Origin of the sequence: Phyllobacterium sp., assembly GCF_037994425.1 — a bacterium.
Lineage (GTDB): Bacteria > Pseudomonadota > Alphaproteobacteria > Rhizobiales > Rhizobiaceae > Phyllobacterium.
In genome coordinates this window covers 1-3,172 of the sequence record NZ_JBBNAM010000146.1, presented here as the reverse complement: position 1 = coordinate 3,172, position 3,172 = coordinate 1, and the positions used below count along the sequence as shown (strand labels likewise).

The 3,172-nt window shown below is 57.4% G+C and carries 3 protein-coding genes; 2 read left to right on the top strand and 1 reads right to left on the bottom strand.

Annotation, left to right across the window (positions count from 1 at the left end; translation table 11 throughout):
- On the top strand, positions 1–206 hold a 206-nt coding region (locus tag AAAB35_RS10415), incomplete at its 5' end, for a hypothetical protein (RefSeq protein WP_340668211.1).
- A 753-nt stretch (positions 207–959) separates the two neighbouring features.
- Complete coding sequence (pobA, locus tag AAAB35_RS10410) at positions 960–2,129, top strand: 4-hydroxybenzoate 3-monooxygenase (RefSeq protein WP_340668210.1); 1,170 nt, start codon at positions 960–962, stop codon at positions 2,127–2,129.
- Between the two features lie 15 nt (positions 2,130–2,144).
- Here the strand turns inward: pobA and pcaQ are convergent, their stop codons facing one another.
- Positions 2,145–3,068, bottom strand: coding sequence for a pca operon transcription factor PcaQ (pcaQ, locus tag AAAB35_RS10405; RefSeq protein WP_340668209.1), 924 nt, complete (start codon positions 3,066–3,068; stop codon positions 2,145–2,147).
- Between the last annotated feature and the right edge of the window lie 104 nt (positions 3,069–3,172).

Sequence of the window (3,172 nt, the reverse complement as noted above, 5' to 3'; positions counted from 1 at the left end):
ATGCCTACTCCGAAGAAGACTGGCACATCATGACGTCAGCCTACGTCACTGCCACGTTCCTCCTTAAGCGCAGCATCAGTAATAACGCCAATGCGGCACGGTTGGCCCGCGAGATCATGCACCAGTTCAATACTGGAAATCGTGATGTCACCACAATAGCATCTGTCGCGGCCGATGGAGAACGGAGAGCGGAAGTGGGTAAATAAAGGACCGACTTGGCCAGGGAAACGCCCTAAATACCGTCGGCATGCGCGACGGCTCCGAGGCGAAGTTTGGCAAGGCCTATAACGTGCCAAGAGCTGGCGTTGGCTATCCACCCGCCCAGAGGATCCACGCCGGTTACACGGATGGTCCGGCCGCAACTGTTTGTCGGAAAGCCGGTCTGTCCGCTGCAGTCGCCTGCCATGGAAGTGGAAGACTGGCAGGCCAAGGCCGGATAAAAGATCGTGGATTGCCAAGCGATCCCTCCCCGAATCCGATCAACGTTTGCAGTCGCAGTTATTAGACGAGCGATTGGTGGTCAGGATCCTGGCAGTGAGTGTAACCTGCTCCCTAACTGAACGCTACCCAGGCAATGAACAACAGCCATCCCGCAACCACTACCTCGGGGCCATACATGATGCTGCTGGCGATCACCTAGAGCACGGCAACATCAGCGAGAACCCTCACATGGGAATATCCCCGCATGTCACGCAGATTGTTCATTCAAACATCCCAGAAAGCTCCCCGGTCTCTGGAGATAACTTGAAGCCAGCGGCGTGGGCAACGGGTTTGCCGAACTACCCTCTCCGATCCGCTAACCCACAAGGAAAAATTGCCATAAATACTCGAAAGAGGCGGCTGTTCGCATGTTGTCCTGTTTGCCACCATGACGATCCTGCCAAGATTCCTCTTGGATAAACCGTGCAGGCTGGCATAGAACTCGGATAGGCTTTAGGCCCTTCGTGTGGGGAGGCACCATGCGCGCGCATGTCGCAATTATCGGGTCCGGCCCCGCCGGACTGCTGCTTGGTCAGCTCCTGACCAATGCCGGTATCGACAATATTGTCCTCGACCGTGTTGGCAAAGACTATATCCTTGGCCGTGTCCGCGCCGGGGTGCTGGAGGAAGGCTCGGTCCGGTTGCTTGACCAGGCTGGCTCCAGCGCGCGGCTGCATGCGCAGGGACTGCAACACGATGGATTTTCCCTGGCTTTCGACGGGCGCAACCACCGTATCAATCTGTGGGAGCTGACGGGCAAGAAGGTCACCGTCTATGGCCAGACGGAAGTCACGCGGGATCTCATGGAGCAGCGTGAGATAAGTGGCGCGAAATCGATCTACGAGGCGGACAATGTCAATGTCCATGACTTCGGCTCGACCAGCCCGCACGTGACCTATGAACAGGCTGGCAGGACGGAGCGCATAGATTGTGACTTCATTGCCGGATGCGACGGGTTTCATGGCGTCAGCCGGCGATCGGTGCCTGAACGCGCGATAAGCACCTATGAGCGCGCCTATCCCTTCGGTTGGCTTGGTGTTCTGGCCGAAGTGCCGCCGGTGGCGAGCGAGCTGATCTACGCCAATCACCCACGCGGCTTTGCGCTTTGTTCGATGCGGTCGATGACCCGAAGCCGTTATTATGTCCAGTGTCCGCTGGACGACAAGGTGGAGGCCTGGTCCGATGACCGCTTCTGGGATGAACTGCGCCTAAGGCTCCCAGCCGAGGACGCGCAAGCGGTTACGACCGGTCCTTCATTTGAAAAATCAATCGCGCCACTTCGCTCCTTTGTTGCCGAGCCCATGCGGTTTGGCCGCCTTTTTCTGGCCGGAGACGCTGCGCACATCGTTCCGCCGACCGGTGCGAAGGGTCTCAATCTGGCGGTAAGCGACGTTCATTACCTGTTTGAAGGCCTGCGTGACTATTATACCGACGGTTCGGTGGCGGGACTTGATGCCTATTCCGGGCGCGCGCTGCAACGGGTGTGGAAGGCGGTCCGGTTCTCTTGGTCGATGACCATGATGATGCATCGCTTTCCAGACACGGGCGCCTTTGGCCAGAAAATCCAGGAGGCCGAACTCGACTATCTCGTGCATTCGCGGGCGGCATCGACGGCACTTGCCGAAAACTATGTCGGTCTGGCGTTCTGAAGAAAAGCTCGGCCTTCATTGTGCCTTGACGCTGCGGGCTGCCTCGCGGATCGTCTGCATCAGCATCATCACGGGCAGCGACGGCGTCAGGTCGGCGCGCGTTGTCAGGCCGACCGGGCCCCTGGTCTCGGTCGTGTCAATGGGAAGCAGCTTGAGCGTGCCATCGTCAATGTCGTTGGCGACAACGCCGGCCGAGATGATCCACACGGCATTTCTTGACCGCACGAAAGCACGACCGAAGGCATCGGAGACGGTTTCAATCTGCTGGGCGAGCTTGGCAACGCCATTAGCAATGAGAAAACGGTCGACAAAGGGCCTTATGATGGAGGCCCGCGTCGGCATCAAAACGGGATAGTCGTTAAGAAGGACATAGATATCGCCCGTTGCCGTCAAAAGCGGATGCCGGGCGTTGACTGCAAAGACGACTTCTTCCGAATAAAGATGTTCGAAGGAAAAACCGGTCATCTTTTCGGGCGCAGCGAGCCGCCCGACGACGAGGTCGAGGTCGCCGAGGCGCAATTGTTCAAGAAGCACGGCATTTTCGCCGGTGACGATTTTCAGCCGGCTTTGCGTCTTTTCCTCAAGGAACAGGCCGATCGCCTGCGGCATGATGCGGGTTGAAACAGTTGGCAAGGCGCCAATGCGGATCGGGATGCCTTCGCCCGACTGCTCATTGGTGACGGAGTCGATGCCCTGACGCAATGCAGTAATCGCCGCACCGGCATGGCGCAGGAACACCTCGCCGTAGCGGGTTATTCTGATGCCGCGTCCATCACGCTCGAACACGGCAACACCGAGGGCCTCTTCCATTTCACGAATTGTTTTCGTCACGGCCGGTTGGCTGATATGAAGGATAGCGGCAGCCTTCATGACACTTTTTTGCCGGGCGACTTCGAGGAATGTTTGCAGGTGGCGAAACTTGATGCGGCTGTCGATCATCGTTTTTCATAACCCATGGGTTAATGGAATGTGGTAAGTTATCATTTTACCGAACCAAATGTATAATCCATTATCGCCCTGAGCAGATTGGGAGGTCTCCTGTG